This is a genomic window from Rhodoligotrophos sp. CJ14 (assembly GCF_038811545.1).
GTDB classification, from domain to species: domain Bacteria; phylum Pseudomonadota; class Alphaproteobacteria; order Rhizobiales; family Im1; genus Rhodoligotrophos; species Rhodoligotrophos ferricapiens.
The window spans coordinates 4719246-4743507 of the sequence record NZ_CP133319.1 but is presented as its reverse complement, the minus strand read 5'-3'; the positions used below and the strand labels follow the sequence as shown (position 1 = coordinate 4743507).

The window sequence follows — 24262 nt, the reverse complement described above, 5'->3', positions numbered from 1 at the left end:
CTACATTACTGACTTTGGCTGACCTTGACGGGCTTTGACGTCTTCTCTTGCGCCTTCAGCTTCTCGGCGGCCTCATCCGACATCCTGACCACCACCCGATCATGAAGTCGCATGTCGATATTGACGATGTCCCGGGTCATGATCCCGTAACGATCGATCAACGTCTTGAGCAGCACCAGCGCCTCATCGATCTGCTCCTCGGGCAAATCCACCTTGATGGAATTGTGCAAGTAAAGAACCCATCGACGGTCAGCCACGCGCACGGCGGCGCGCGTGAGAGACATTATGTCAGGTTGGGCTTCCAGATGGTTAACAAGATCCAACGCGGCGAGATTTGCCCCCTCGCCCACCACGATGGGCAAGTTGCGATAGGCCCGCACTTCGAGGCTCGGCATGGGGATGCCTGACTTGTCTACAACCTTGAAGACGCCATCCGACTGCCAGAGCGCAAAAGGATGGCGCTCAGTCAAATCGATCAGCAGCTTGTTGGGAAACAGGCGCAAGACGGAGGCATGGGAGATCCAGTCCAGCTGCTCGAGCTTCTTGCGGGCCTCATTGGCATCGAAGCCGATGAGCGAGCCGCCTTGCTCGACACCGATCGCGGCAAGCACCTGTTCAGGGGTCTGCTGATCGAGGCCGGTGATGCGCACATCATCCGCCGAAAGGCCGATGAGAGATGCGGTCGCATTCACCAGGCCGCGTAACGAGCCGCCCCGCTCCTCGAAATGTCCGCCCATCACGAGCGAGACGATGAGGCTCACGAGAAGGAAGGTCGCGGGGGCGATATCGCCAATGAGCCGGCCGCGTGCCCGCTCCCGCGGATCGGTTCGCCTCTGCCGGGTGACCTTGGTCACCAGTTCATGAGAGGGCAGCTGGACCGGCAGGGGCTCGAATTGCGGCCGCGAAATCTTGGCTGGTGCCGGCCGCGGCTCAACCAGTGCCTCCATCCGGGTCTTGGCCCGGGGGGATGCCTCCGGTTCCCTCGCGCGTTCGGCACGCAATTCGGACGGTCTTGATGTGCGGGTGGCGCCTCCCGCTGCGGCGGCAACCGGCGGCTCTGTTGACGCCATGCTTGCCTTTCCCGCCGCGGCGGCAACTGGCGGCAGGCGCGGTGCTTCCTTGCTGGTGGTTAGCGCGGGTTCCCGTACCGGCGATACCACAGACGGGATGTCGCCTGCGCCTATATTGCCTTGTCCCGATTTGCCGGCGGCGGCCGCAGCCGGGGGCAGGCGCGGTCCATCCTTGGCGGCGAGCTTGGGCTCGCCCGACGGCGTTCCCAGGTCCGGTGTTACTGCAGGTGCTCGCATATCGCGGGAGCCTGGGCTTGCATCGCCGGGGTTGCTCGACGCCGCAGCCGCGACGGGTGGCAGGCCGACACCTGACCGCAAAAAGGTTGGCGCCACGTCGAATTTTTCAGATTTTGCTGCCTTTGCGACGGGCGGCAAATCCGGCGCGGAGGGTTGGGTCGCGCTTGCCAGCCCTGCGGCAGCCGCCACCGGCGGCAGCTTCGGCTTTGCAGCCTGTGCAGAACCTGCGCGAATGGTCTTCACGCGGGGCGGCAACAGAGCCAGCGCACCGTCCGTCGGGTATTCAGCACTTCTCCTAATCCAATCGGAGGCGCTCACCTTCCCCATGATGCGTCTTCCACCATCCAGGAAACGAGCTCCTCGAAACTCATGCCATCATGAGCTGCGAGCTCGGGAACAAGCGAGGTGCCGGTCATGCCCGGCTGGGTGTTCACCTCAAGCAGGATGAGCTCGCCCGTCCCGCCGGGTGTGTCGTCGTAGCGGAAGTCAGCGCGGCTCACGCCACGGCAGCCCAAGGCCTGGTGGGCGGCCAGCGCAATCTCCTGGACGCGGCGGTAAACATCCGCCGGGATCTTGGCAGGCAGGATGTGGCGCGAACCGCCGGGTGCATATTTCGCGTGATAGTCGTAGAAGACGCCGGTATCGGCGACGATGTCGATGACGCCGAGCGCTGTTTCGCCACGCACGGCGCAGGTGAGCTCGCGACCGGCCACATAGCGCTCGACCATCACCTGATCGCCGGCAAAGGCCGGATCGGTGAGAATGTCCTGAGGCGGCCGATTGCTGCCCTTAGGCACGATATAGACGCCGACGCTCGAGCCTTCCGACTCGGGCTTCATGACATAGGGCGGTCCCATCAGATGGGCCCGGGCGGCCTCTTCCACCGGGGCGAGCACGCTTTCAGCCACGGGAAGGCCTGCGGCGGCAAAGACGCTCTTTGCCTTCGCCTTGTGCATGGCCAGGGACGATGCAAGCACGCCGGAATGGGTATAGGGCAGCTGCAATGTCTCAAGCACGCCCTGCACGCAGCCATCCTCGCCCCATTTGCCGTGGAGCGCGTTGAATACCACATCGGGCTTCACCGCATCGAGCTGGCGGACGATGTCGCGGGTCACATCAATCGTGGTGACGCGATAGCCGGCGCGCTCGAGCGCTGCCGCGCAAGCCGCGCCGGAATTCAGGCTCACTTCGCGCTCGGCCGACCATCCACCCATGAGGACCGCGACATGCTTGGGCATTCAGCTCTCCCCTGCCTGGAGTGCGGGTGCAGGTATGCCGATACGCTTGATCTCCCATTCGAGCGTCACGCCCGAGGTCTCCAGCACGCGCCGGCGTCCTTCCTCGCCCAAGGCCTCGATTTCGGCAGCGGTGGCGCCGCCTTCATTGATCAAGAAGTTGCAGTGCAGCTCGGAGACACGTGCGCCGCCGATGGCAAAGCCGCGCATACCGGCCTTGTCCATGAGCTGCCAAGCCTTCTGTCCCGGAGGGTTCTTGAAGGTGGACCCGCCGGTGCGGCTCTTGATCGGCTGCGTGCGCTCGCGGGCCTCGGTGATCGCCGCCATGTCGGCTGCAATCTGCTCTGGATCGCCCGGCTCGCCCTGGAGAAGCGCCTCCGTGAAGATAATAGTCTCGGGCGCGCCGCAATGGCGATAGGTCATGTGCATGTCGGCAGTCGCCAGCGTCACGATATTCCCGCCCCGATCCACACCCCGGGCCTCGACCAGAACATCCTTGGTCTCACGGCCATAAGCACCGCCATTCATTCGCAGCGCGCCACCTATGGTGCCCGGTATCCCCCTAAAAAAGGTTAACGCACCGATACCATGATCGAGTGCTGCACGGGCGACGCGCACATCGGGCACAGCGGTGCCAACCCTGAGCCGGTCCCCTTCTTCCGCCTTGATGTCAGAAAAACCGCGGCCAAGCCGGATCACCACACCGGGAACGCCGCCATCGCGCACGAGGAGGTTCGAGCCGACGCCAATGGGTGTTACGGGAATGTCCTGCGGCAAATTGCGCAGGAAGTCTGCAAGGTCCTGCTCGTCGGCGGGGGTGAACAGGATCTCGGCCGGCCCTCCGACGCGGAACCATGTCAGTTCCGCCAGCGCTGCATTGGCGATGATGCGGCCGCGCACAGGCGGCAATTTCTTGAGCAACGCCTCTCCATCGATCATGACGGTCATCCCAATCGCTCCAGCTCACCAGGAAGGGCATAGGCCCATTGCGTGATGGTGCCGGCCCCAAGGCACACCACGATATCGCCTGGCTCGGCCATGCTGCCGATCATTGGGGCAAGCTCGTGGGGTCCATCGATCTTCATCACACCGCGATGGCCGCGCGCGCGCATGGCCTCGAGCAGCGCGTCGTGAGTGACGCCCTCAATCGGCTGTTCGCCGGCGGAATAGACGGGCGCCAAGACCACGCTATGCGCATCGTTGAAGCAGGTGCAGAAATCATCGAACAGATCGCGCAGCCGGGTATAGCGATGGGGCTGCATGACCGCGATCACCCGGCGGTCGGCAACCCGGCGGGCGGCTTTGAGAACAGCCGCGATCTCCACGGGGTGATGGCCATAATCATCATAGACGGTGACGCCGTTCCAGACCCCGGTTTTTGTAAAGCGACGCTTTACACCAGTGAAATTGGCAAGACCCGCGCGGATGTTCTCATCGGACATGCCGAGCTCACGGGCGACCGCGATCGCCGCTGTCGCATTGAGGGCGTTGTGCTCGCCGGGCATGGGCAGGGCCAGATCTTCGATCGTATGGCGCGCGCCGCTCCGGCGATCGAGAAAGCGTACCGTGAACCGGTTCATGCCGCCCGAAAAATTGTTCTCGATCATGCGCACATCCGCCTGCGGGCTGCGGCCATAGGTGATCACCCGCCGATCGGTCACCTGCCCGATCAGCTGCTGCACGACGGGGTGATCAATGCACATGACGGCAAAGCCGTAGAAGGGAATGTTCTGCACGAAGGAGAGAAAGCCTGCCTTCACAGCATCGAAGCTGCCGTAATGGTCGAGATGCTCAGGATCGATATTGGTGACGATCACCACATCCGCGGGCAGCTTGACGAAAGTGCCGTCGGACTCATCGGATTCCACCACCATCCAGTCGCCCTTGCCCAGGCGTGCATTGGTGCCATAGGCGTTGATGATGCCGCCATTGACGACCGTCGGGTCCATGCCGCCCGCATCGAGCAGCGAAGCGACGAGGGATGTGGTGGTGGTCTTGCCATGGGTGCCGCCAACCGCCACGCAGGTCCTGAAGCGCATGAGCTCGGCCAGCATTTCCGCGCGGCGCACGATGGGGAGGAAATGCTCGCGTGCGGCGATGACTTCGGGGTTGTCAGGCTTCACGGCCGATGAAATCACCACGACCTGCGCATCGCCCAGATTGCCAGCGTCGTGGCCAATCGCCACGGGTATGCCTAGGCCGCGCAAACGCTCCACATTGGCATTGGCCGAGAGATCCGAGCCCTGCACGGGATAGCCAAGCGTCGCCATCACCTCGGCGATGCCGCTCATGCCGATGCCGCCGATGCCGACGAAGTGAATGGGGCCGATATCGCGCGGTATTTTCATAGGCTCTCCTTCTGGGTTGCGCCTTCAACCAGGTTGCGCGTTTCGGCAGGTGCATTGGCGCCGGATGCTGCTCCCCGGGCGATGCTCTCCACCAATCCTGCAAGCCTGTGGGCTGCATCCGGACGGCCGAAGCTCGCAGCCCCCGCGGCCGCTCGGCTCAGACCAGCATCGTCATAGCGCAGAGTGAGCAAAAGACTCGTTACGCGCTCGACTGTAAAGCCCGATTGCTCAATGACCCAGCCGCCACCGGCTGCGGCAAACTGTTTCGCATTGCTCATCTGGTCTCCCTCCAGGGATTGAGCAAGCGGCACGAGCACCGCCGGGCGGCCGATCACCCCAAGTTCGCTGACGGTCGAGGCTCCGGCGCGCGCTATGACGAGATGAGCCTTGGCGATGCGCTCAGCCATGTCATTGAAGAACGGATTGACCTCGGCCTCAATTCCCGCCTCGCGATAGACTTGCTCAACGCGCTCGGCATCCTCCGGACGGGCCTGCTGCACGACGCGCAGCTGACGGCGGGTGGCCGCCGGCAGTTCGGCCAGCGCCTTCGGCACCACGTCGGAAAAGATCCGCGCGCCCTGGCTGCCGCCGAAAATTAGCAGGCGGAATGGTTCGTCCGCCGAGGGCGGCGCAAAGGGAGTGGCCCGCGCCGCATGAACCGCAGCGCGCACGGGATTGCCGGTGAGCACCAGCTTGCCCCTCGCCTTGGGCGGCACTCGGGTGACCTCCGGGAAGGCGGTCGCCACATGCCGGGCATAGGGTGCAGTGATGCGATTGGCCTTGCCCATCACCGCATTCTGCTCATGGAGCAACACGGGCAAACGCAGAGACAAGGCGGCCAGCATGGGCGGCAGAGAGGGATAGCCGCCGAAGCCCACCACGGCGACGGGGCGCATCTCAGCAAGGCTGCGGCGCGCTTTCATGAAACCACGGCCCAAAGCCATGAGCTGGCCCGGCACAGCTGCCGGCTTGGAGGTCACGATGGTGGAGGACGGGATCACATGGACCATGTGAGCTGGAAAGCGGCTGCTGTGATCGAGCCCGCGCTGGTCAGTCAGCAGATGCACGGCATAGCCGCGTTCGCTCAGCACCTCCGCCAGGGCTTGGGCGGGGAAGAGATGCCCGCCGGTGCCGCCCGCGGCAAGCGCCACGACCGGCTTTATCTGGTTATCCCTCAACTCTCCCATCATGATCGTCCCATAGCGGCGAGCCCTACGGCCATATTGGCCTGATTGGGCATATGGCCCATGGGCGTGCGGCGCGCGAGAGCCACCATGAGCCCCATGCCGAGCCCCATGGCCGCAAGCGAGGAGCCACCATAGGAGACAAGCGGCAAGGTCATGCCCTTGGCGGGCAGAAGCGAGACATTCACGCCCATATTGATGAAGGACTGGAAGCCGAAGACGGAGACAAGGCCAGCTGTCGCAAGTGCGCAGAACGGATCCTGCGCATTCAGGCAATGGCGCAAGCCGCGGATCACGACGAAGGCGAAGATCAAGAGGATGCCGAGGCAAACGATGAAGCCAAATTCCTCGCCGGCCACCGAAAAGACGAAGTCGCTATGGGCGTCGGGAATGACGGCCTTTACCGTGCCGCTGCCTGGACCAACGCCATAGAGCCCGCCATGGGCAAAAGCGTCGATCGCCCGGTCCACCTGGAACGTGTCGCCTGCGTCCTTATTGAGGAAGCGGTCGATACGCGAGGCGAAATGGTCGCCTGTCGCATAGGCGATCGTGCCGGCAAAGACCCCGAGGCAGCCCAGCCCCAAGATCCAGAACCAGGAGATACCGGTCAGGAACAGCATCACCGCCCAGACGGCGGCGATCAGGATCGTCTGGCCATAATCCGGCTGCATAACGAGAAGACCTGCAACAATGCCCAGCATGCCCGTGGCGATGAGATAGCCCCAGATGGTGCGGTTGCGCGCCCCTTCCGACAGGAACCAGGCGGCGAGCACCACAAAGGCCGGCTTCACGAATTCCGACGGCTGGAGCGAGATCGGCCCGATTTCCAGCCAGCGCCGGGCACCCTTGACCTCGGGGCCGATCACCAAGGTGAGCGCCATCATCACCACGCCGACGACGAAAATCGCCAGGCAGACGCGGCGCGCAAGCTGCGGGGTGGCGAAGGAGGCCGCCACCAGGGCAATGACCGCCGGCACCAGAAAGACAAGATGGCGGTGAAAGAAGTAGAACGCATTCACATTGAGGCGCTCGGCCACCGGCGGGCTTGCGGCCATCGACAGAAGCGCACCGATTACCATCAGCATGAGAAGTGCCGTCAGCAACAAGCGGTCGACTGTAAACCACCAGTTGGCGATCAGACCACGGTCGGCCCGACTGATGAGACTCATGCCGCAACTCCCTTCGCCATCACGACACCATCCAGCTTGCACACAGCGGCACAGAAGGCCTCGCCACGCAGCTCAAAATTCCGAAACTGATCGAAAGAGGCACAGGCGGGCGAGAGCAGAACCACGGGCTCGTCCCGCCCCTCGGTCAGCGCGTCCCTTGCTGCCGCAGCGACAGCCACATCGAGCGTCCCGCAGAGCATCGCGGGCACCTTGCCCTCCAAAGTCGCTGCAAATTCCTGCGCGGCCTCGCCGATCAGATAAGCCTTCACGATCCGCGGGAAGAAGGGCGCGAGGCTGGTGATGCCGCCCGCCTTGGCGCGCCCGCCCGCAATCCAGTAGATATTCTCGAACGAACCCAGGGCCCGCGCTGCCGCGTCCGCATTCGTGCCTTTGGAATCGTTCACGAAACGCACATCGCCGATCCGCGCGATCTCCTGCATGCGGTGGGCGAGGCCCGTAAAGCTCGCGAAGCCCTGCTCGATATCCTTGGACCTCAGCCCCATCGCCCGCATGGCGCCATACGCTGCCGCCGCGTTCTCCCAATTGTGACTGCCGCGCAGAGCATTCAGCCCGACCAGATTAAGCGTGGTGATCACGTCTCCCCTCTCGCGCTCACTGAGCACCCCCTCGATGACCGAGATGCCATCGTTGATCGGCCGGCCGATCGTCACCCGGCTGAGCTTGGCTGGACCGTGGGCAAGGGTCTCGGCAATGGCGCGGGTATAATCATCATCAACGCAAATGATTGCCGTATCGTCAGCAGTCTGGTTGGAGAAGATGCGCGCCTTCACCTCGGCGTAGTGCTCCATGTTGCCATGGCGGTCGAGGTGATCGGGCGTGATGTTCAACAGTATCGCCGCATTGGCATGCAGGCTCGGGGCGAGGTCGATCTGATAGGAGGAGAGTTCCAGCACGTAATGGCGATGATCGGCGAGCGGGGCCAGGTCCAGCACCGCCTTCCCGATATTACCCCCCACCTCCACGTCGCGGCCGGACGACTTCAGAAGGTGGCCGCAGAGGGCGGTGGTGGTGGATTTCCCATTGGTGCCGGTGATCGCAACCACGGGTGCCTTCACGCCGAGGGCCGCGCGTTCGCGAAAGAAGATCTCGATATCGCCGATCACCTCGATGCCGGCGGCTTGTGCCTTGCGCACCGTCCAATGCGGCTCGGGGTGGGTCAGCGGCACGCCCGGGCTCAAGACCAGAGCATCGAAGCGCGAGAAATCCGCCGCACTCAAGTCAATGATGGGGAGGCCCTCAAGCTCGAGCGCCTCACGGGTTGCATCGCCGTCATCCCAGGCGGAAACATCGGCGCCACCGGCGACCAGCGCGCGAACAACCGAGCGTCCACTGCCGCCGAGACCGAAGACGGCGACCGATTTCCCGGCAAAGCAGGTCGCGGGGATCATCGCCTCACCTCAGCTTCAAAGTGGCGAGCCCGATCAGGGCGAGGAGCACCGAAATGATCCAGAAGCGGATCACGATGGTTGGCTCCTTCCAACCCTTCTGCTCGAAATGGTGGTGAAGCGGCGCCATGGCAAAGACGCGCTTGCCGGTGAGCTTGAAGGACACGACTTGAACGACGACGGACACGGTCTCAAGCACGAACAGTCCGCCGATGATGGCGAGGACGATCTCATGCTTGGCGGCGACAGCAACGGCGCCGAGGGCACCGCCCAGCGAGAGCGAACCGGTGTCGCCCATGAAAATCATGGCGGGTGGCGCATTGAACCAGAGAAAGCCAAGCCCTGCCCCGAGGATCGCGCCGCAGAACACGGCAAGCTCACCGGTGCCACGCACAAAATGGATCTGCAGATAATCAGCAAAGACCGCGTTGCCGACGAGATAGGCGATGAGGCCGAAGCTTGCGGCTGCCACCATCACCGGCACGATGGCAAGCCCGTCCAGCCCGTCGGTGAGGTTGACCGCGTTGCCGCAGCCCACGATCACGAAGACGCCGAGCAGGATGAAGAACCAGCCGAGATGCGCGACCACGTCCTTGAAGAAGGGAAAGGTCAGCGAGCTGGAGAGCGGTGCCTCACCCACCTTAATAATGGCATAGGTGGCGGCACCGGCGATCATGCATTCCAAAGCCAAGCGGAAGCGGCCCGAAAAGCCCTTGGCGGATGTCTTGGTGACCTTGAGATAATCGTCATAAAGGCCGATCGCGCCGAAACCCAAGGTGACCAGAAGCACGATCCAGACATAGGCATTGCCGAGATCACCCCATAGGAGGGTTGCAACCAGGATGCCCGACAGTATCATGAGGCCGCCCATGGTCGGCGTGCCTTGCTTCTCCAGAATATGGCGCTGAGGCCCGTCCTCGCGGATCGGCTGGCCCTTGCCCTGCTTGACCCGCAGCAGGGAGATCAGACTCGGCCCAAACAGAAACACGAAGGCAAGCGCGGTCATGATCGCACCGCCCGTGCGAAACGTGATGTAGCGGAAGACGTTCAGACCGGGAAAGGGTCCGCCGAGTTCCGCCAGCAGGTAATACAGCATTTCAGTTCCCCGTCGGCCGGCTGGCTTGGCGCCACGCGGTCCGGTGTGACACGTCCAGTGCGCCGTCCTCAGGCGGCATCGGCCTCAATTGCAGCAAAATTCCGGCGGAGAGCCTCGATCAGCAGCGCCATACGACTGCCGAGCGAGCCCTTGACCATGATGACATCGCCCGCACGTACGCCATCGAGCAAGGGATCCACCAAATCCTGCGATGACGCCGCGTAATAGCCGCGCTGGTCCGGACGAAGCGCATCCCAAAGGGACTTCATATGCGGACCGCAGGCATAGACCATGTCGATGCCCGCCGCATCGATGGCCGCCGCGAGGTCACCATGGAAGCGCCGGGACTGCGGCCCCAGCTCCAGCATGTCGCCCATCACTGCGATCCGGCGGCCGCCACTGGCCGGTGCAGTATGGCCGAGCAGCGCCAGTGCGGCGCTCATGGAGACAGGGTTGGCGTTATAGCTTTCGTCGATGACCGTGATCTCGCCACCTGCGGCGCGCAGCTTGAAACGGGCGCCCCGCCCTTTTGGCGGCTCGAGGCTGCCGAGGCTTAGGGCGCATAGTGCCAGATCGGCGCCGGCAAGCTTTACAGCTGCCAGCACCGCCAGGCTGTTGAGCGCGATGTGGCGACCAGGCGCGCCAAGCCGATAGGTGATCGCATCGCCCAATATGCTGGCGGCAACGACCGAGCATGTTTCCTTGAGCCGGACATGCTCCAGGCGGGCATCCGCCTCAGCATGCTCGCCGAAAGTGACGATCCGCTCGACACCGGCAGCGTAGGCCGCATCTTTCAGCCGACCGTATTGCGGAATGTCACGGTTCAGAACGGCAATGCCCTGGGGCTCAAGGCCCGAGAAGATCTCGGCCTTGGCGTCGGCGATCGCTTCGAGGCTGCCGAGATGGCCGATATGGACCGGGGCGATGGTGGTGATGATCGCGATGTGCGGACGCACCATGGCGACCAGCGGGGTGATTTCGCCCGCATGGTTCATGCCGAGCTCGAAGACGCCGTAGCGCGCCGATCTCGGCAGGCGGGCAAGCGACAGGGGCACGCCCCAGTGATTATTGTAGGAGGCGGCGGAGGCATGGGTTTCGCCCGATGCGCTCAGGCAGAGGCGGAGGGCTTCCTTGGTGCCGGTCTTGCCGACGCTGCCGGTGACGCCGATAATCCTGGCTTCCGACCGATTGCGGGCCGCGATTCCTAAGCGCTCAAGGGCGCGCAGGGGATCATCGACGAGCAGTACAGCTCCACCTTCGCTGATTGCCGGGCTCACGCGCGAGACGATGGCGATACCGGCACCGGCCTGATGAGCGGCGGAAACAAAGTCATGCCCATCGTGAGTGTCACCGCGGATCGCGACGAATATGTCGCCTTGGCTCAAGGTGCGGCTGTCAATCGACACACCATTGTAGCTGTCCGGGGCGTTCCCGATGACCTGCCCGCCGGTGGCGCTCACGATCTCGCTCAGTGTCCAGAGTGGTTCAGCCATTCGCGACCTCGCTCTTATTATAGTTCTGCGCTGCCAATCGTATTTCCTCTTGATCGCTGAACGGCAGCACCCGGCCGGCGATCTCCTGTCCAGTCTCATGGCCTTTGCCGGCGACGACCAGAATGTCGCCAGGCTTCAGCATGGTGAGCCCGAGACGGATGGCGCTCGGGCGGTCACCGCCGTCGATCCCGCCGGGGCAGCCGGCCAGCACTTGCGCGCGGATCTTCGCCGGATCCTCCGACCTTGGATTATCATCAGTGACGATCGCCAGATCCGCAAATTTCGCAACCGTCGCCCCCATCTGCGGCCGCTTGCCGGGATCGCGGTCGCCGCCCGCCCCGAACACCACGATCACCCTGCCGGCCGCATAAGGCCGCAACGCGGTGATCGCATTCTCCAAGGCATCGGGCGTATGGGCAAAATCGACAAAGACCTGGGCACCATTGAGGCTTGTGACATGCTCAAGCCGGCCCGTTGCGCCTTTGAGATGCTCGAGCGCCGGGATCACCTCGCCTGGTTTGACGCCCGTGGCAAGAGCAAGCCCCAAGGCAACGAGAGCGTTGGAGGCTTGGAAATCTCCCACGAGCGGCAGGTCGAGCGTGAAGCGCTCTCCCTCAATCGAGAGGGCGAGGGCCTGGCCGGTTGCACTGCGCTGCTGCGTCAGGAGGCGAATGGTCTCGCCCTTATGGCCTACGGTCGTCACGTTTAGTCCCCGGGCGCGGGCTGCCGTGATCACACGCTCGGCTTCCGGAAAATCCGCGTTGATCACCGCTGCGGCTCCCGCCGGGAGAAGGTCGGTGAACAGGCGCAGCTTGGCTGAGAAATAGTCCTCGAAATCGGGGTGATAATCGAGGTGATCGCGCGAGATATTGGTGAAGGCTCCGGCTCGAAGGGTCAGCCCATCGAGACGGTGCTGGGCAAGGCCATGGCTCGAGGCTTCGATCGCCGCGTGCGTTACCCCTTCACGGGCAAGATCCGCCATGACCTCCTGCAACTCGACCGGGTCGGGTGTCGTGTGCTGGAGCTTACGCTGGCCTTTGGGCGAGATGATGCCCACCGTACCGATGCTCGCCGCCGCCTGTCCGAGATGGGCCCAGATCTGGCGGGTGAAGGCTGCAACCGAAGTCTTGCCATTGGTGCCGGTCACGGCAATGACGGTTTCGGGCTGGGCGCCATAGAAGCGGGCCGCGGCACGCGCAAGGGTCGCTCGGGGATTGGACACGCGGATTACCGGGAGCTCGCCGGCGTCGATCGCCGCATCTTGCTCGGCGAGTACTGCAATTGCACCTTTTGCCCGCGCGCTCGGGACGTAAGCGGCACCGTCCGCCTTCACACCTTTGATCGCCGCAAACAGATAGCCGGGCGCAACCGCCCGGCTATCTGCCGTGAGCCCTTTCACCTCGAGCGCGGCATGAGCCGCCTCGAGCCTGGCATCAGAACCGATCACTGCGTCGAGCCGCATGGCCCCTCCTCGTTGCCCGATCGGGCAGTCATCCCCTCGTTGGCCCGCGCTGCTCACTGAAACGCGGCGCCGGCCACGGTCAAATTGGTGTCCTTGCCGTCGAATTTCGGCGTCACATCCAATAGCGGCGCGATGCGCTCGATGATCTTGCCGCCCGTGGGAACAGCGTTCCAGCCAGATGTCCTAAACCCATATGTCTCTTTCAAGGCCTGCGGTTCATCCAGCAGGACGAACACCAGATAGCGCGGCTTCTCCATGGGGAAGCCGGCGATGAAGTTGGTGACGTTCTTGCCCTTGCTGTAGCGGCCGTTGAGAACCTTCTCAGCCGATCCGGTCTTGCCGCCCACCCGATAGCCCTCGACATTGGCCTTCTTCGCGCTGCCAACCAGCGCATTCTGGCGCAGAAGCCAGCGCATCTTGTCGGATGTCTCGGGCTTGATCACCTGAGGTGCTTGATCTTCCATCAGGCTCGCATCGCGCTTGAGAAAGGTCGGATGAACCAGCCTGCCACCATTCATGAACGATGCGACGGCCGACAGAAGACGCAAGGGCGCAACCGAGATGCCATGGCCAAAGGCGATGGTGGCGGTGGAGATCTTGCCCCAACGCGCCGGGACCAGGGGCGTGGCCGTTTCCGGAATCTCCGTGCGCAGCCGGTCAAAGAAACCGAGCTTGCGCAGGAATGCCTGATGCTTCTCTATGCCTTGGTCCAGTGCCATGCGAGCGGTGCCGATATTCGATGAGTAAGTAAAGACCTCAGGGAGACTTAAAATTCGGTTCTCCCCCCGGAAATCGCCGATGCGCGAGCGGCCGATGACCAGCGAGCCACGCGCGTCCCAGCGTGACTGCATGCTCACGCCATTATCCAAGGCCATGGCAAAGGTGACCGTCTTGAAGGTCGAGCCCATCTCATAAACCGCCGTGGTCAGCCGGTTCATATTGTTCTTATCCAGCGCCTCACGGGGATCGTTGGGATTGAAGTCCGGGAGGGACGCCATGGCGATGATCTCGCCGGTATGCACGTCCATCACAACGCCGGCGCCGGCAAGGGCGTGGAACTTCTCTATCGCCTTCTGCAGCTCGTCGGTCATGGCATATTGGACGCGAAGATCAAGCGCCAGGGATACCGGTCCGGTTTTCGCCTCGAGCGGGTCAGCCAGGGCGGCAACGAGGATCTGTCCCTGATCATCGAGATAGCGCTCGATGCCCGCGATGCCCCGGTTGTCAATGTCAACGAAGCCGAGAACATGGGATGCGAGCCTGCCATTGGGATAGACCCGCTGCCGCTCCCAGCGGAAGCCGATGCCAGGGATGCCGAGATTGTGGATGATGGCCTGCTCTTCCGGGCTGATCTGGCGGGCGAGCCAGACGAAGGCACGCTTGCGATCGGAAAGCTTACGGCGCACGTCCGACGCATCGATGCGGGGCACATTGGCGGTGAGGAGCTCGACCGCCTCGTCGATATCAATGATCTTGCGTGGATCGGCATAGAGGGATGCGACCTGGATGTCGGTGGCGAGGAGCTCACCATTGCGGTCGACGATTTCGGGCCGTGGGATCTTGTCGCCGGGCTCGCGAGACACCTCGACCGGGCGCGGCGTGCCTATGGTGAGCTGGCCCAAGCGGACAGCCACGGCGGAAAATGCGATCAGGAAAAAGATGATGACGAGACGCGCGCGCTTGTGACCCTTCAACTGGATGCCAAAAGCCGATTCCGCCAGCTTGCGTCCGGTGAGCGCCTGGATTGTCTCATGCGCGCTGGAGCGGGTGCGCATCTCCATCATTCCAATCCTTCGAGAAGATTTGCAATCGGATCGCCATCGCGGTCCGGCTGGCGGAAGCGGTCGAATTCGGGAATGGCCGTCGCCAGGTCATGGGCGGCGATGATCTGCTGAGGCTTGAGCGGTGCGAGCGTCAGGTGCTTGCGCGCAAGCTCCTCGATGCGGTGAGGGCGGGTGAGATTGGCCCATTCAGCCCGCAACAGTCTGATCGCCTCGTATTCGCCGGTCATCTCGCGCTTGATCGTCGCGATCCGGTCCTCGGCGACGCGTGCCTGATATTCAAGCTGATAGAGCCAGAAGGCCACAGCGAGCAGACAGACGACGAGAATGCCATTGATCACCCTCAGCATGGCATCGGCTCCAATGCGATCGGTGGAACACCCGTCTCGGCGAGATCCAGCGGGATCGCGGCAGCATTCGTGCGGCGCGCGGCACGCAGCTTGGCAGAGCGGGCGCGGGGATTGGCTGTGACTTCCGCTTCGCCCGGAGCAATCGCGCCCCGACCTATAGGCTCAAAACTCGGCGAGACCTGTTGCTGCTCCGGCAAGTGGCGGGATGTGCGCGGACTGTGGCCGGTGCGACCGCTGAGGAACCGCTTCACGATCCGGTCCTCAAGGGAGTGAAAGGACACCACCGCGAGCCGCCCGCCCGGCTTGAGCAGACGTTCGGCAGCGCTGAGGCCGCGGGCAAGCTCGCCCAATTCATCGTTCACCATGATGCGCAGGGCTTGAAAGGTTCGGGTGGCAGGGTGAATGCGATCTTGCGGACGCCGGCCTCCGACGGCTCGCTCGATCACCTCGGCGAGCTGAAGGGTGCGCGTGATGGGCGCGAGGGTCCTGGTCCTGACGATGGCTCGCGCAATCGTGCGCGATTTCCGCTCCTCGCCAAGCTGGAAGATGATGTCGGCAAGCTGACGTTCGGAACAGGTGGCGATGAGATCGGCAGCGCTTGGACCGGACTTGCCCATGCGCATATCGAGAGGACCATCGGCGACAAAGGAAAAGCCGCGCTCAGGCTGGTCGAGCTGCATGGAGGACACACCGACATCGAGGGTCACCCCGTCGACCTCAGGGGCATCCGCCGCGCGCGCCAGCGCCTCCATTTCGCTGAACCGGCCTGGGATGAGCGACAGCCGGCCTTCGAATTGCTGCGCAAGCGCCCTGCCCGCTGCGAGCGCATCCGCGTCCCGGTCGATCGCAAGCACGCGCGTGTCGGGTGCTGCTGCAAGAATGGCCCTGGTATAGCCTCCTGCACCAAAGGTTCCGTCGATGAAAATCTCCCCCGGCCCCGGCGCCAAAGCGCCTATCACCTCGGCAAGGAGCACCGGGACATGGCCGCCCGATCTTTGTTCGTTCGTTGAGGCAGGCATGAAAGAAAACTCGACGGCAGCCCGGATTCGTGACCAGAATAGCCAATGCAGAACAGCCAGTTACTGGCGCCTAGCACTCTGCGCTGCACAGGCTTAACAATTTGTTGCCAAAAGCGCTCCCGAGCGGTCCATCCACGATAATGTCCGCGGTGTTGCCAATTCGCCCGTTCCATTGATGAAACGGGCAGATCGCCATTGTATCGCCTGCCATCCGGCTCTTGAGCGCGCTTCACCCGCTTACTGCTCGTCGATGTCCTTGCAGATGCCGAAGCCGGTCATGATCTTGTTATCGGAGGATGCGGAGAAGGTCATGGTGTCGTCCTTCCGGTCGGCCACCAGCATCCAGCTCACCTCACCATCCATGCCCTGGGCCGTGAGATCGTTCTCGTTCTGGCCATAGAGGTGAATGGCCGAGAGGTGGGGCAGACCATCCTTGCTCACGCCGGCCAGAATCCGGCGCAGGGGATCGGCAAGCATCTTGGCCGGCAGCGGCATCTCACCGAAGGTCTCGGACTTGCTGCATTCACCCTTGTGGTCACAGATCACGACCCGTTGCACGGTGCAGTCGAGCGGCTTCAGTGCCTCGAGATTCTCCTTGGATTGCGCATCCATCGCCGCATGGTGCGGGTGGGCAGGCTGAGCGCCGCCTGCTTTGCCTCCGGGGTTTTGCGCCAAAGCCGGAGTGAGACACGCCGCGGACAGAAGTCCTGCAGCCAACATCAACCTGATCATCACTTTCGATCCTCGATCAATGGTCGAGCCTGACGGCCCGCACCATTATAGGTTCCAGACATTCGCTCACGCGCTGCTCAGCGCGGATAGTAATAAGGCGGAGGTGGAGGCGGTGGCGCATAGACCGGCGCGCAAGGCGGGTAGGGATAGTAACCGCAGCCCGGGCCGTAATAGGCGCGAGGGTGCATGTGGTAATAGGGATAGGGCCTGGACGCGGCAGCAACTGCGCCGCCTACGACGGCCCCTGCAATAAGACCACCCACGAAGGCACCGCCGCCATGGCCGTGTGCCTGGGCCGGCATCGGCGTTGCGGCATTGGACATGATCGCCGCAGCAAGCACGGCGGCCCATGTCAATTTCGAGAAATTCATCTCTTCCTCCAGATCCGAACTCGGACATTTGGACCCCACATCCACATGATGCAGGCCGGGGGATGATCCCAGATTTCGGTAAAGCCTTCGCAACCATGCTGTCCTGGCTGCGGGCCGGGCCCGGAAAACGCTTAGACTTGCGGGCGGACGGTGAACGTCCTAAATCAACCGCAATGACGGGACCCCGCCCGCTGCATATTGAGCAGGCTTGAGGAAAGGCTTTTGGGATGCCGATCAAGATCCCCAATCATCTGCCCGCACGAGCAACCCTCGAGAGCGAGGGCGTGATGGTCATGACCGAGGATGACGCCATCCGGCAGGATGTGCGCCCGCTGCGCATCGCGCTCCTCAATCTCATGCCCAACAAGGAGCGGACCGAGACTCAGTTCGCCCGGCTTGTCGGCGCTACCCCGCTGCAGGTCGAGCTGTCGCTCATGTCCCTGTCGAGCCATACGCCGAAGAACACACCCGCCGAGCATATGCTGACCTTTTATCGCCCCTGGGAGAGCCTGCGGGAAGAGAAGTTCGACGGCTTCATCATCACGGGAGCGCCAGTGGAGCTGCTCGATTTCGAGCGGGTCACCTATTGGCGAGAGCTTACGCGGATCTTCGAGTGGACGCAGACGAATGTGCATTCGCTGTTCGCCGTCTGCTGGGGTGCACAGGCCGCCCTGTGGCATTTCCACCGTGTGCCGAAGTATGAATTGAAGGAGAAGGCCTTCGGGGTGTTCCGGCACAAGAACCTGAAGCCCTCATCGCCCTATTTGCGCGGCTTTTCCGACGATTTCTCGGTGCCGGTATCGCGCTGGACCGAGAACCGCCGCCAGGATCTGCCGAAGTCCTCGGGAATAGAAGTTCTGATGGAGTCGGACGAGGCCGGGCTCTGCCTGTTGCATGATGCGCCGCGCCGCGCGCTCTATATGTTCAATCACCTGGAATATGACAGCCGCAGCCTGGGTGATGAATATTGGCGCGACCGCAATGCGGGCAAGGCCATCAAGCTGCCGCGCAACTACTATCCGAACGATGACCCATATGCGGCACCGGAGAACCGCTGGCGCAGCCATGCGCATTTGCTGTTCGGCAATTGGATCAACGAGGTCTATCAGACCACGCCCTTCAATATCGACGAGATCGGCACGTCCAAGGCGCCCGTCGTCACGCATGAGCCGGTGCGGCGCGCGTCTTGACGGCTTAGGCTTAACTCTCCCTTTGCAGGAGCTGACCCATGCTGCGCTTGATGCTCCTGCGCCATGCAAAATCGAGTTGGTCGGAAAGCGGTCTGGCGGACAGCGCGCGACCGCTCAATGGCCGCGGGCGCAGAGCAGCGACCGCCATGGGGGTGTTCATGGCGGGCAAGGAGCTCCTGCCGATGCTCATTCTCTGCTCTCCCGCGGTTCGCGCCCTCAGCACGCTCGAGCTGGCACGACCCGCCCTGCCGCGCGCCATCGAAACGCGAATCATCGATAATCTCTATGATTTCGGCGATGGATCCGCGGTGATCGACGCGATCCGCGCTGTCAAGGACAGCCCCTCCCCCTCGCCGCTCATGGTCATCGGTCATAATCCGAGCCTCGAGGGCGCCGCTCTTGCGCTCGGCCGGGCAGGCCTCAGCCTGGTGCGGGACCGGATCGCCACCAAATATCCCACGGCAGGCCTCGCCGTGATCGACTTTGCGGCCGATCACTGGAGCACCATCGAGCCGGGTACCGGAGAGATGGTGAGCTTCACCACACCCCGGGATCTGGGGGTCTAGGGTGGCGCGCACCGGTCTTGGAAAGCTGGCCGACCGCAGTCTGATCGCGCTCAGCGAACTTGCAGATTATGCCGGCGCCTTCGGCAATCCCTCGCTCAGGCTCGGGGTGACGGGACTGTCGCGCTCGGGGAAGACGGTGTTCATCACCGCGCTCGTTCATAACCTCCTGCAAGGCGGGCGGCTGCCGCTGTTCGACCCCCAGGCCGAACAGCGCATCCTCCGCGCCTATCTCGAGCCGCAGCCGGATGATGCAGTGCCTCGGTTTGCCTATGAGGATCATATCGAGGCGCTGATCGGGGATGACCGGCACTGGCCGGAGAGCACCCGTCGCATGAGCCAGTTGCGGCTCACGGTCGAGTTCCTGCCGCGCAGCACCATTGCCCGCCGGCTCGGGCGCAACCGTCTGCATGTCGATATTGTGGACTATCCCGGCGAATGGCTGCTGGATCTGCCGCTGCTCGATCTCACCTATGAGCAATGGTCGGCTGAAATGATCGCGGCGAGCCGGAGGCCGGCAAGCCAGGCAAAGGCTGCCGAATGGCATGCGCTGCTTGCGACACGCGATCCGACGGCCCCGGCGGATGAACCCCTGGCGGTCAAGTCGGCCGAGGCCTTCCGGCGCTATCTCATTGCCTGCCGCGATGAGCAGGTGGCGCTGTCGTTCCTGCCGCCAGGCCGCTTTCTCATGCCCGGCGATCTCGAAGGCTCGCCACTGCTCACCTTCGCCCCCCTCGATGTGCCGCGCGATGACATCGCACCGCGAGGCTCCCATTGGGCGATGATGGCACGCCGTTACGACGCCTATGTCCGCCATGTGGTGCGGCCGTTTTTCCGTGAACATTTTGCACGGCTCGACCGCCAGATCGTGCTCATCGACGCGCTTGCCGCCCTCAATGCCGGAGCGGAAGCCGTCACCGATCTCGGCCGGGCACTCACCGATGTGCTCTCCGCCTTCCGGCATGGGCGCGGCAATCCGCTGATGAGCATGTTCGGCCGGCGCATCGACCGGATCATGATCGCAGCCACGAAAGCGGATTACCTCCATCACACCAGCCATGACCGGCTCGAGGCGATCGCCGGCCGGCTCGTGCAGCAAGCAATGGACAAGGCAGCGATTGCGGGAACCGATATCGAGGTGACGGCACTCGCCGCGATCCGGGCGACGCGGGAGGCGGAGATCATGGAAGGGGGCGAGCGGCTGCCCTGCATCGTCGGTGTGCCGCAGGCCGGCGAACGGCTCGGCAACGAGGTTTTCGACGGCAAACGTGAGGCTGCGATCTTTCCCGGCGATCTGCCGGACGACCCGCAAGAAGCATTGCAAGGAGCAGTCGAGGGCCAGGTCCGCTTCATCCGCTTCAGACCGCCGCTGATCGACAAGAGCCGGTGGGATCTGGGGCCGAGCTTTCCCCATATCCGGCTCGACCGCACGCTCAATTTCCTGCTTTCGGACTTCCTGGCATGAGCCGAGAGGACGAGGCACCGTTGCGCAAAGTGCGCCAGCCGCGGGTGTTCGAGGCACCACCGCCGCCGCCACCGCCGCCTCCTGCGGGAGAGGAGCCGAAGGCACTGCAGCACCTTACCGGGCGGCGGCGCGGCTTTCGCTGGGGCGCGCTGTTCCTGTCGTCCCTCGGCGGCTTGATCAGCATGGCGATCGGCTATTCGGCCTATCGCTTCGTCGAGGATCTGTTCGCGCGGCAGGATTGGCTGGGCTGGCTCGCCTTCTCTCTGGCGATCCTTGCGGGAATTGCCGCTATCTCCATCATCCTGCGCGAGATCTGGGGTCTTTCGCGGCTGACCAAGATGGGGGAGATCCGGATCACCGCCGAACGGGCGATCCGTCGGGATGACGCGGGTGATGCGGATGCGACGCTCGCCAGCCTGCGCAGCCTCTATAAAGGCCGCCGCGACATGGCTCATACGGTCGCGGCTTTCGCCCGGCATGCAGACGAGATCATGGATCCGCGCGATCGCATCAAGCTTGCGGAGCGCATTCTGATGAGCGAGCTTGACCGGGATGCAGCGGGCCTTATCGCCCGCTCGGCGCGGCGGATCTCGATTCTCACCGCCGTCACCCCTGCGGCGGCGCTCGATGTGCTGTTCGTTGCCGCACAGAACCTGGTGATGCTGCGCGGGCTTGCCACGCTCTATGGCGCCCGCCCACACCTCCTCGGCACGATCAAGCTCACACGAATGGTGGTCACTCATCTCGCGGTCACAGGATCGATCGCCTTCTCGGACACGGTGCTTCAGCACTTCATCGGCCGCGGCATCGCGGGGCGCATCTCAGCGCGGCTCGGTGAGGGCGCCATCAATGGCATCATGACCGCGCGGATCGGGCTCGCCGCCATGGATGTGGTCCGCCCCCTGCCCTTCGAGGCTCTGCGCCGGCCCAGCCTCTCGAGCATTGCCGGCCGCATCGGCGATACGGTGGCGAGTGAGGATGACACAGTTCAAAGCGAAGACGGGTCCCGACCTCCGTCTCCCGGGCCGTCAGATCGTGGCGAAAGCTCATGAGCGCAGCCGGAAGCCAAGCAAAGGCGCGCTTCAAACCATGGCATTACGCGGTCCTGGCGGGCGCGATCATTCTGGTTGCCGCTCTCATCCTCCACGCCATGGGGAGGGTGCCGATCTGCACCTGCGGCACGATCAAGCTCTGGCATGGCAACCCGAACAGCTCCGAGAATTCCCAACACATCGCCGACTGGTACAGCCCATCCCATGTGATCCATGGAATACTGTTTTATGGGCTCCTCTGGCTCGTCATGAGGGACAAGCCCGTCGGCGCGCGGCTGGTCCTCGCGGTACTCATCGAGACGCTCTGGGAAGTCATCGAGAATTCGCCTTTCATCATCGAGCGCTATCGAGCGGCGACCATCTCGCTCAGCTATTACGGTGACAGCATCGTCAATTCGGTGAGCGATATCCTGTTCATGATCGTGGGCTTCTTTCTCGCCCGCATCGTACCGGTCTGGGTATCGGTGCTGGTCATCATCGGGTTCGAGGCGCTGGCCGCTTATGTGATCCGAGACAATCTCATCCTCAATGTGCTCATGCTGGTCTGGCCGCTCGATGCGGTGAAGGAATGGCAGGCCGGCATTGCCGGCGGCGCTTGAGGCGCTTGTCGAGCCCTATCCTTCCAAGCTAGGCTAACCCCCATGTTCGTGACCTTCTTCACAAGCCTCAAGGCCGCCGGCGTGCCGGTCTCGCTCAGGGAATATCTGACGCTCATGGAGGCGTTGGATGCCGGCTGCGCTGCCTATCGCACCGAAGAATTCTACTATCTCTCCCGCAGCGCGCTGGTGAAGGATGAGCGCAATTTCGACCGCTTCGACCGGGTGTTCGGCCATGTGTTCAAGGGGCTCGACTTCATCCCCGATGATGCGGTCGCGAATATTCCGGAGGAATGGCTCACCAAGCTCAATGAGAAATATCTCACCGACGAGGAGAAGGCGCTGATCGAGAGCCTTGGCGGTTGGGATAAGATCATGGAGGAGCTGAAAAAGCGCCTCGAGGAACAGAAGGGACGTCACCAGGGTGGCAGCAAGTGGATCGGCACGGCGGGGACCTCCCCTTTCGGAGCCTATGGCTATAATCCCGAGGGCGTGCGCATCGGCCAGGATCGCAACCGCAATAACCGCGCGATCAAGGTGTGGGACAAGCGCGAATTCAAGGATCTCGATGATTCCGTGGAGCTTGGCACGCGCAACATCAAGATGGCGCTGCGCAGGCTGCGCAAATTCGCGCGAACGGGAGCGGCCGAGGAGCTTGATCTCGACGGCACAATCCGTTCGACCGCGCATAAGGGTTATCTCGATCTCAATTTCGTGCCCGAGCGCCACAATGCGGTGAAGGTTCTGCTCTTCTTCGATGTGGGCGGATCGATGGACCCACATATTACTCTGTGCGAGGAACTGTTCTCGGCGGTGCGCACCGAGTTCAAACATCTCGAATATTACTATTTCCACAATTGCCTCTATGAGACGGTGTGGAAGAACAACCGGCGGCGCCATGTGGAGCGGGTGCAGACCTGGGAGGTGCTCAACACCTATGCCGCCGATTATAAGGTGATCTTCGTGGGCGATGCCTCGATGAGCCCCTATGAGATCACCCATCCCGGCGGATCGGTCGAGCATATGAACCCCGAGGCCGGTTCGGTCTGGCTGCAGCGGGTGATCGATATCTATCCCAAGACGGTGTGGCTCAACCCGACGCCTGAGAATTACTGGGGCTATACCCCCTCCACCGAGATCATCCGGCGATTGTTCGGCGGGCGCATGTATGGGCTGACCCTCGAAGGGCTGGACGGTGCCATGCGCGAGCTCTCGCGGTGAGCGGTCATCACTACATCCTTCAATAGCAGGCACGTCATGGCTGAAAGCGAGCGGCTCCATGTCTTCTGGCATCAGGATTGCCTCAGCCATGACACGGGCGCGGGCGTGTTCGAGGGTGTCCCCTCGCCCTTGCTCGACATCCAGATGCCGCATCCGGAAGGCCCGGACCGGCTCGTCAACATGCGGTCGGTGCTCCAGCGCGGCCCCGTCGCGCCGCTCCTCGACTGGCGGGAGGGGCGGCATGCCAGCGACGAGGAACTGCTTGCCTGGTGCAGCGCGGATTTCTTGGCAAAGCTGAAAGAGGCCGATATCAGCGGCGAGATTTTCTCGGCCTCCACATTGATGAAGCCCGGCGCCATGCGTGCAATCCGGGCAGCGGCCGGCACCACCATTGCCGCGATGGACGCCATTCTCGACGGCCAGACGCAAAAGGCTTACGCCTTGGTGCGCCCGCCGGGACACCATGCCGCCCGCGATCAGGTGGATGGCTATTGCTTCATCAACAATATCGGGGCCGCGATCGAGCACGGGATCGGACGCGGGCTTGGCCGGGTTGCCGTCATCGACTGGGACGTGCATCACGGCAATGGCACCCAGGAAGGGTTCTACGAGCGGGATGACGTGCTTACCATTTCGCTCCATATGAACCACGGCTCTTGGAGTGCGCGCACTCACCCGCAGACCGGAAAGGTCGACGAGCGCGGCCGGGGCAAAGGGCTTGGCTATAACATCAACATTCCCCTGCCCTGCGGTGTCGGCAATCATGCCTATCTCCTCGCCTTCGAGGAAATCGTGGTGCCCGCCGTGCGGGCTTTCGCGCCGGAGCTGATCGTCATCGCCGCCGGTCAGGATGCGAGCCAGTTCGACCCGAACGGGCGCCAATGCGTCGACATGCAAGGCTTCCATCAGCTAGGGCTTGCCGCGCGCGCACTTGCCGCGGAGCTCACCGGGGGCAAGCTGCTGATGGTTCAGGAGGGCGGCTATAACCCGGCCTATGCCGCCTTCTGCGCCCATGCGACCGTCGAAGGCCTATTGGGGGCACCCGCACAGCTTGCCGATCCGCTCAGCTATATTCCCGATGATGCGGAGATGGCGCGGCATATCGTGGCGGCACTGGCTCAGGCCCTCAGGCCCGGAACGTTGCACTGAAGCCTTGATCGGCCGCGCCATAGGTTGGATTGTTTCTCACCAGACTGGCGAGGGACACCATGGCGACAACGCT

Annotated in this window: 22 protein-coding genes; 7 read left to right on the top strand and 15 right to left on the bottom strand. The window is 63.2% G+C overall.

Features of this window, described 5'->3' with window-relative positions:
- Nucleotides 1-5: 5 nt before the first annotated feature.
- The 15 genes from RCF49_RS22110 to RCF49_RS22040 all read right to left on the bottom strand — a co-directional run bounded on the left by RCF49_RS22110 (nt 6) and on the right by RCF49_RS22040 (nt 16953).
- A complete protein-coding gene (locus tag RCF49_RS22110; protein WP_342641942.1) occupies nt 6-1634 on the bottom strand; it encodes a cell division protein FtsQ/DivIB in 1629 nt (542 codons plus the stop codon).
- Complete coding sequence (locus RCF49_RS22105; protein WP_342641941.1) at nt 1622-2545, bottom strand: D-alanine--D-alanine ligase; 924 nt, start codon at nt 2543-2545, stop codon at nt 1622-1624. Before RCF49_RS22105 ends, RCF49_RS22110 begins: the two co-directional genes overlap by 13 nt.
- Complete coding sequence (murB, locus tag RCF49_RS22100; RefSeq protein WP_342641940.1) at nt 2546-3490, bottom strand: UDP-N-acetylmuramate dehydrogenase; 945 nt, start codon at nt 3488-3490, stop codon at nt 2546-2548.
- The gene (murC, locus tag RCF49_RS22095) at nt 3487-4890 is read right to left on the bottom strand and encodes a UDP-N-acetylmuramate--L-alanine ligase (protein ID WP_342641939.1); all 1404 of its coding nucleotides are present in this window, start codon (nt 4888-4890) and stop codon (nt 3487-3489) included. Before murC ends, murB begins: the two co-directional genes overlap by 4 nt.
- On the bottom strand, nt 4887-6080 hold the full coding sequence (murG, locus tag RCF49_RS22090; protein ID WP_342641938.1) for an undecaprenyldiphospho-muramoylpentapeptide beta-N-acetylglucosaminyltransferase: 1194 nt from the start codon (nt 6078-6080) through the stop codon (nt 4887-4889). Before murG ends, murC begins: the two co-directional genes overlap by 4 nt.
- The gene (gene ftsW, locus RCF49_RS22085; protein WP_342641937.1) at nt 6077-7243 is read right to left on the bottom strand and encodes a putative lipid II flippase FtsW; all 1167 of its coding nucleotides are present in this window, start codon (nt 7241-7243) and stop codon (nt 6077-6079) included. The genes murG and ftsW overlap by 4 nt, the downstream gene beginning before the upstream one ends.
- The gene (murD, locus tag RCF49_RS22080) at nt 7240-8652 is read right to left on the bottom strand and encodes a UDP-N-acetylmuramoyl-L-alanine--D-glutamate ligase (protein ID WP_342641936.1); all 1413 of its coding nucleotides are present in this window, start codon (nt 8650-8652) and stop codon (nt 7240-7242) included. The genes ftsW and murD overlap by 4 nt, the downstream gene beginning before the upstream one ends.
- A gap of 4 nt (nt 8653-8656) precedes the next feature.
- A complete protein-coding gene (mraY, locus tag RCF49_RS22075; RefSeq protein ID WP_342641935.1) occupies nt 8657-9745 on the bottom strand; it encodes a phospho-N-acetylmuramoyl-pentapeptide-transferase in 1089 nt (362 codons plus the stop codon).
- Between the two features lie 68 nt (nt 9746-9813).
- Nucleotides 9814-11238, bottom strand: a complete 1425-nt coding sequence (locus tag RCF49_RS22070; protein ID WP_342641934.1) for a UDP-N-acetylmuramoylalanyl-D-glutamyl-2,6-diaminopimelate--D-alanyl-D-alanine ligase — start codon at nt 11236-11238, stop codon at nt 9814-9816.
- On the bottom strand, nt 11231-12700 hold the full coding sequence (locus RCF49_RS22065; protein WP_342641933.1) for a UDP-N-acetylmuramoyl-L-alanyl-D-glutamate--2,6-diaminopimelate ligase: 1470 nt from the start codon (nt 12698-12700) through the stop codon (nt 11231-11233). Before RCF49_RS22065 ends, RCF49_RS22070 begins: the two co-directional genes overlap by 8 nt.
- A gap of 53 nt (nt 12701-12753) precedes the next feature.
- Complete coding sequence (locus tag RCF49_RS22060; RefSeq protein ID WP_342641932.1) at nt 12754-14484, bottom strand: peptidoglycan D,D-transpeptidase FtsI family protein; 1731 nt, start codon at nt 14482-14484, stop codon at nt 12754-12756.
- Complete coding sequence (gene ftsL, locus RCF49_RS22055) at nt 14481-14831, bottom strand: cell division protein FtsL (protein ID WP_342641931.1); 351 nt, start codon at nt 14829-14831, stop codon at nt 14481-14483. The genes RCF49_RS22060 and ftsL overlap by 4 nt, the downstream gene beginning before the upstream one ends.
- On the bottom strand, nt 14825-15850 hold the full coding sequence (gene rsmH / locus RCF49_RS22050; RefSeq protein WP_342641930.1) for a 16S rRNA (cytosine(1402)-N(4))-methyltransferase RsmH: 1026 nt from the start codon (nt 15848-15850) through the stop codon (nt 14825-14827). The genes ftsL and rsmH overlap by 7 nt, the downstream gene beginning before the upstream one ends.
- Nucleotides 15851-16087: 237 nt before the next feature.
- Nucleotides 16088-16582 (bottom strand): hypothetical protein, encoded by a 495-nt coding sequence (locus RCF49_RS22045; protein ID WP_342641929.1) that lies wholly within the window; start codon nt 16580-16582, stop codon nt 16088-16090.
- A 77-nt stretch (nt 16583-16659) separates the two neighbouring features.
- Nucleotides 16660-16953, bottom strand: coding sequence for a hypothetical protein (locus tag RCF49_RS22040; RefSeq protein ID WP_342641928.1), 294 nt, complete (start codon nt 16951-16953; stop codon nt 16660-16662).
- 227 nt (nt 16954-17180) lie between these two features.
- Here RCF49_RS22040 and RCF49_RS22035 point away from each other — a divergent pair, with 227 nt between their 5' ends.
- From RCF49_RS22035 to RCF49_RS22005, 7 genes are read left to right on the top strand one after another with little or no spacing between them, the layout of a single operon-like run.
- Nucleotides 17181-18143, top strand: a complete 963-nt coding sequence (locus RCF49_RS22035; RefSeq protein WP_342641927.1) for a homoserine O-succinyltransferase — start codon at nt 17181-17183, stop codon at nt 18141-18143.
- Between the two features lie 38 nt (nt 18144-18181).
- Nucleotides 18182-18709 carry a SixA phosphatase family protein gene (locus RCF49_RS22030; RefSeq protein ID WP_342641926.1) on the top strand — a complete coding sequence of 176 codons (528 nt, stop codon included), beginning with the start codon at nt 18182-18184 and terminating at the stop codon, nt 18707-18709.
- Between the two features lies 1 nt (nt 18710).
- Nucleotides 18711-20171 carry a YcjX family protein gene (locus tag RCF49_RS22025; protein WP_342641925.1) on the top strand — a complete coding sequence of 487 codons (1461 nt, stop codon included), beginning with the start codon at nt 18711-18713 and terminating at the stop codon, nt 20169-20171.
- Nucleotides 20168-21223 (top strand): YcjF family protein, encoded by a 1056-nt coding sequence (locus tag RCF49_RS22020; protein ID WP_342641924.1) that lies wholly within the window; start codon nt 20168-20170, stop codon nt 21221-21223. The genes RCF49_RS22025 and RCF49_RS22020 overlap by 4 nt, the downstream gene beginning before the upstream one ends.
- The gene (locus RCF49_RS22015; protein WP_342641923.1) at nt 21220-21822 is read left to right on the top strand and encodes a DUF2585 domain-containing protein; all 603 of its coding nucleotides are present in this window, start codon (nt 21220-21222) and stop codon (nt 21820-21822) included. The genes RCF49_RS22020 and RCF49_RS22015 overlap by 4 nt, the downstream gene beginning before the upstream one ends.
- A gap of 42 nt (nt 21823-21864) precedes the next feature.
- The gene (locus RCF49_RS22010) at nt 21865-23040 is read left to right on the top strand and encodes a vWA domain-containing protein (RefSeq protein WP_342641922.1); all 1176 of its coding nucleotides are present in this window, start codon (nt 21865-21867) and stop codon (nt 23038-23040) included.
- Nucleotides 23041-23076: 36 nt separating this feature from the next.
- Nucleotides 23077-24189 carry a class II histone deacetylase gene (locus RCF49_RS22005; protein WP_342641921.1) on the top strand — a complete coding sequence of 371 codons (1113 nt, stop codon included), beginning with the start codon at nt 23077-23079 and terminating at the stop codon, nt 24187-24189.
- The last annotated feature ends 73 nt before the right edge of the window (nt 24190-24262 follow it).

What these genes read in the sequence shown, in the direction of transcription:
- RCF49_RS22110 (WP_342641942.1), bottom strand. Translation starts at nt 1,634, where the DNA reads ATGGGGAAGGTGAGCGCCTCCGATTGGATTAGGAGAAGTGCTGAATAC.
- RCF49_RS22105 (WP_342641941.1), bottom strand. Translation starts at nt 2,545, where the DNA reads ATGCCCAAGCATGTCGCGGTCCTCATGGGTGGATGGTCGGCCGAGCGC.
- murB (WP_342641940.1), bottom strand. Translation starts at nt 3,490, where the DNA reads ATGACCGTCATGATCGATGGAGAGGCGTTGCTCAAGAAATTGCCGCCT.
- murC (WP_342641939.1), bottom strand. Translation starts at nt 4,890, where the DNA reads ATGAAAATACCGCGCGATATCGGCCCCATTCACTTCGTCGGCATCGGC.
- murG (WP_342641938.1), bottom strand. Translation starts at nt 6,080, where the DNA reads ATGATGGGAGAGTTGAGGGATAACCAGATAAAGCCGGTCGTGGCGCTT.
- ftsW (WP_342641937.1), bottom strand. Translation starts at nt 7,243, where the DNA reads ATGAGTCTCATCAGTCGGGCCGACCGTGGTCTGATCGCCAACTGGTGG.
- murD (WP_342641936.1), bottom strand. Translation starts at nt 8,652, where the DNA reads ATGATCCCCGCGACCTGCTTTGCCGGGAAATCGGTCGCCGTCTTCGGT.
- mraY (WP_342641935.1), bottom strand. Translation starts at nt 9,745, where the DNA reads ATGCTGTATTACCTGCTGGCGGAACTCGGCGGACCCTTTCCCGGTCTG.
- RCF49_RS22070 (WP_342641934.1), bottom strand. Translation starts at nt 11,238, where the DNA reads ATGGCTGAACCACTCTGGACACTGAGCGAGATCGTGAGCGCCACCGGC.
- RCF49_RS22065 (WP_342641933.1), bottom strand. Translation starts at nt 12,700, where the DNA reads ATGCGGCTCGACGCAGTGATCGGTTCTGATGCCAGGCTCGAGGCGGCT.
- RCF49_RS22060 (WP_342641932.1), bottom strand. Translation starts at nt 14,484, where the DNA reads ATGATGGAGATGCGCACCCGCTCCAGCGCGCATGAGACAATCCAGGCG.
- ftsL (WP_342641931.1), bottom strand. Translation starts at nt 14,831, where the DNA reads ATGCTGAGGGTGATCAATGGCATTCTCGTCGTCTGTCTGCTCGCTGTG.
- rsmH (WP_342641930.1), bottom strand. Translation starts at nt 15,850, where the DNA reads ATGCCTGCCTCAACGAACGAACAAAGATCGGGCGGCCATGTCCCGGTG.
- RCF49_RS22045 (WP_342641929.1), bottom strand. Translation starts at nt 16,582, where the DNA reads ATGATCAGGTTGATGTTGGCTGCAGGACTTCTGTCCGCGGCGTGTCTC.
- RCF49_RS22040 (WP_342641928.1), bottom strand. Translation starts at nt 16,953, where the DNA reads ATGAATTTCTCGAAATTGACATGGGCCGCCGTGCTTGCTGCGGCGATC.
- RCF49_RS22035 (WP_342641927.1), top strand. Translation starts at nt 17,181, where the DNA reads ATGCCGATCAAGATCCCCAATCATCTGCCCGCACGAGCAACCCTCGAG.
- RCF49_RS22030 (WP_342641926.1), top strand. Translation starts at nt 18,182, where the DNA reads ATGCTGCGCTTGATGCTCCTGCGCCATGCAAAATCGAGTTGGTCGGAA.
- RCF49_RS22020 (WP_342641924.1), top strand. Translation starts at nt 20,168, where the DNA reads ATGAGCCGAGAGGACGAGGCACCGTTGCGCAAAGTGCGCCAGCCGCGG.
- RCF49_RS22015 (WP_342641923.1), top strand. Translation starts at nt 21,220, where the DNA reads ATGAGCGCAGCCGGAAGCCAAGCAAAGGCGCGCTTCAAACCATGGCAT.
- RCF49_RS22010 (WP_342641922.1), top strand. Translation starts at nt 21,865, where the DNA reads ATGTTCGTGACCTTCTTCACAAGCCTCAAGGCCGCCGGCGTGCCGGTC.
- RCF49_RS22005 (WP_342641921.1), top strand. Translation starts at nt 23,077, where the DNA reads ATGGCTGAAAGCGAGCGGCTCCATGTCTTCTGGCATCAGGATTGCCTC.